The organism is Polaromonas sp. P1_E1_2, from assembly GCF_056406035.1.
On the sequence record NZ_JBFUAZ010000601.1, the window covers coordinates 1 to 2,598 of the forward strand.

The following is a 2,598-nucleotide window of genomic DNA, read 5'->3' on the forward strand; positions in this document are numbered from 1 at the left end:
ATGCCAATCAGCACGAGCAAAATGAGCCAAGGAAACCACGCTGATACCTGGTGGAAAATGTGCTCGCCTAGCCGGGCGGCGCTCATCACAAGATGAGCGGCGATATGCAATAAAGGCTGTTTGGTATTAGCCGCGCCCACACATCGGCGCGCCGGCCGACAATATTGATTGACCACTGCCCACTCCCTCTTTTGCTATTTGAGAGCAAGTGTCAGCCGGTGGTGTGAACCCTGTCAATCGCGTTTCGCAAAACTACCTTGTTCAATAAATCGCGATGCTCATTCAATCCAGATGAGGTTCAGCAACTTCGAGCAGCATCATTAACCCAAACATTCTCATTTGAAACCGATGCTGATGTGTGAATGACTATGCATGTGCACCGAAGGAGTTAACCGGCATGTGTGCGTTTGGAATAATTAGCACCTCTTCAAATAGAGGAGGCGGTGTCGTTTTGACGCACATGATGCGAAACACGAGTCCTGAATTTCGCTGAAGCTTGACCCGAGGGGGTGCGGACAAAAACTTGGACTGGTACGCCAGCATGTTCAACCAGATCGAAGTCTTTCAGGTGAGCGATGGGCATGCCCTGCTCAACACCCAGGTCAACAATCTGGTGCAGGCCATGGCATCGTTCAGCCCGCCAGCAGCGGGTGAGACCACCCTGCCTGCCAGCTACCAGAGCAGTCTGGCGCCGGTGATTGCTGCCAACTGGCAGTAAATAGCGTTGAAGCATATTGCTCGCTGAAATCGCCCGACGGCTTCCGCCCGGTTGCCGTCGGCCGTGATATCCAGCGAGTCCTGGCGCTATTATTTTTGTAGCTGCTTGCGCTCGTCCCTATTGGCTTGTGACCATATTTCTCATGAGGAATTGGTTGTCAACGGCTGGCTGCCTGGTAAGCCGGGAGCGCTCATTGGGAAGTTTCTCAGAACATGCAAATCCTGGTCGGCGCGACAGCAGGCGAATCCAACTATCGGCCAATCCTCCTGGAAATCGCATACATTCGCGAGGATCGTGAACATCCTTCTCGTGGAGACAGACGTCACAGCCCTTTCTTGGCTGAAGGCGACAGTTGGGGGTCAAACCTCAGCGCAATTCAACAACTTTCAGCTAATTAAAAAAACTACATGAAAATAATTGCCCTTCTATTTGGAACCGCTGGGTTTTTTCTTTTCGTGTACTTGGTCTACTTATTTAGTAAGCACAAAGCTTATTTCTCCGGGGAGACTGAATATCGGAAAGCATTCTCTCGTTTAAGGGAACACTTCCCCCAAGATGCCTTCGTAATGAAGTGGGGTCTTGTTTTTTTCTTTGCCGTTGAAGCGATTGGTGGTCTGATTGCAATGATCTCTAAATATTGAAGACTAATTAGAAATCGCAATAGATCATCTCGACCATTCACATCTAAAAATTGCGAAGAATTCCCCAATGACAATTGAAATTAAAAAGAAAAAGTCAAAAATATTGGGCGTACCAGCCGGGGTGATTGTTGGGCTATGCGTATTGGGATATGTCATTTCGTTAAATGGAGTTCATGACGAAATGATCGCATTTCCTTTGATATTTTTTCCAATGCTCGTCACCATTGGTATGGCTGCGATCGCAAATCTGGCATTTTGGTTTGCAACCGGAAGCTCGCCAAAAAGAGACTCGCCTGGCTCGCTGACAAACGATGAACGTTTGTTAGAGGCCGCGCAACGCCCCGATCGTTTCTGGCTTGTGGCGTGCTATCGCTACCTTCAGCCTATCACGATGGTCGGCGCAGGCTACATAGCAATTTGTCCTGTGATCGGTGTTGTCCTTTTGAAGTAATGGAGTGGGGAAATGGGTTTCCCAAGAGTCTATGAATTCGGCAATGTATTCATCAACGTCGCCAATGCGATGGCGCCGGCCTGAACACCCCGGAGCAGGTCCTAAACAGCCTGCTCTCGCTGTTCAGGCARTCTTTTTGAGTATGAAATCGCCTCCAGCCCAATAAGGACGAGCGCAAGCAGCTACTAAATTCATAGCACCTTACCTGCACTCGCAGCCGGCGAATCCGCCAGGCGAGGCCGTCAAACCAGCTCTTCACCCCGCATCCGCTCCCCCAGGAAGTCCAGAAAGCTGCGCACCGCCGGAATCTGTCCGCGCCGCGAAGTGAACACCGCATGCGCCACGCCGGGGCGAAGCGCCCAGCCGGGCAGCACAGGCACCAGCAACTGCGCCTGCTGCTCCACCGCGCTCAGGGATTCTGGCAAAAAGCTCATGCCGGTGCCGGCCAGCACGGCCAGCTTCAGGGTTTGCAGGTCGTCGGCCACATAACGCGGCTGGTGCTGCAGCACAAACTCCTTTCCCTCGGGGCCCATCAGCGTCCACGACGCCCGGCCGTCCACCCAGGACATGGCGACGGTGTCCAGCTTGTGCAGGTCTTCCGGTTTTTCAGGCGTGCCCTGCCGCCTCAGCAAATCCGGGCTGGCCAGCAGGCGCCCGGAGCCGGCGCCCAGGTTTTTCACGACCAGGCTGCCGCTGTCTTCCAGCGTGGGCCGCACGCGCAGGGCAATGTCGATGCCYTCTTCCACCAGGTCAATCACCCGGTTGGTCACGCGCATGTCGACTTTCAC

General features: G+C 53.2%; 4 protein-coding genes. 3 read left to right on the top strand and 1 reads right to left on the bottom strand.

From position 1 onward, the window contains the following. Positions 1-523 precede the first annotated feature (523 nt). The 3 genes from AC1D1P_RS20545 (at position 524) to AC1D1P_RS20555 (ending at position 1,810) form a co-directional block, all read left to right on the top strand. Positions 524-718 carry a hypothetical protein gene (locus tag AC1D1P_RS20545; protein WP_477670779.1) on the top strand — a complete coding sequence of 65 codons (195 nt, stop codon included), beginning with the start codon at positions 524-526 and terminating at the stop codon, positions 716-718. A 407-nt stretch (positions 719-1,125) separates the two neighbouring features. Beyond that, a complete protein-coding gene (locus AC1D1P_RS20550) occupies positions 1,126-1,359 on the top strand; it encodes a hypothetical protein (RefSeq protein ID WP_477670780.1) in 234 nt (77 codons plus the stop codon). Between the two features lie 67 nt (positions 1,360-1,426). After that, entirely contained in the window at positions 1,427-1,810 is a 384-nt protein-coding gene (locus tag AC1D1P_RS20555; RefSeq protein WP_477674233.1) for a hypothetical protein, read from the top strand. Positions 1,811-2,052: 242 nt separating this feature from the next. Here AC1D1P_RS20555 and AC1D1P_RS20560 read toward each other — a convergent pair. Next, positions 2,053-2,598 (bottom strand): LysR substrate-binding domain-containing protein (locus AC1D1P_RS20560; protein ID WP_477674234.1); only part of this gene is annotated, 546 nt, incomplete at its 5' end.

Bases quoted from the DNA above. Each gene is read 5' to 3' on its own strand.
- AC1D1P_RS20550 (WP_477670780.1), top strand. From the start codon at position 1,126: ATGAAAATAATTGCCCTTCTATTTGGAACCGCTGGGTTTTTTCTTTTC.
- AC1D1P_RS20555 (WP_477674233.1), top strand. From the start codon at position 1,427: ATGACAATTGAAATTAAAAAGAAAAAGTCAAAAATATTGGGCGTACCA.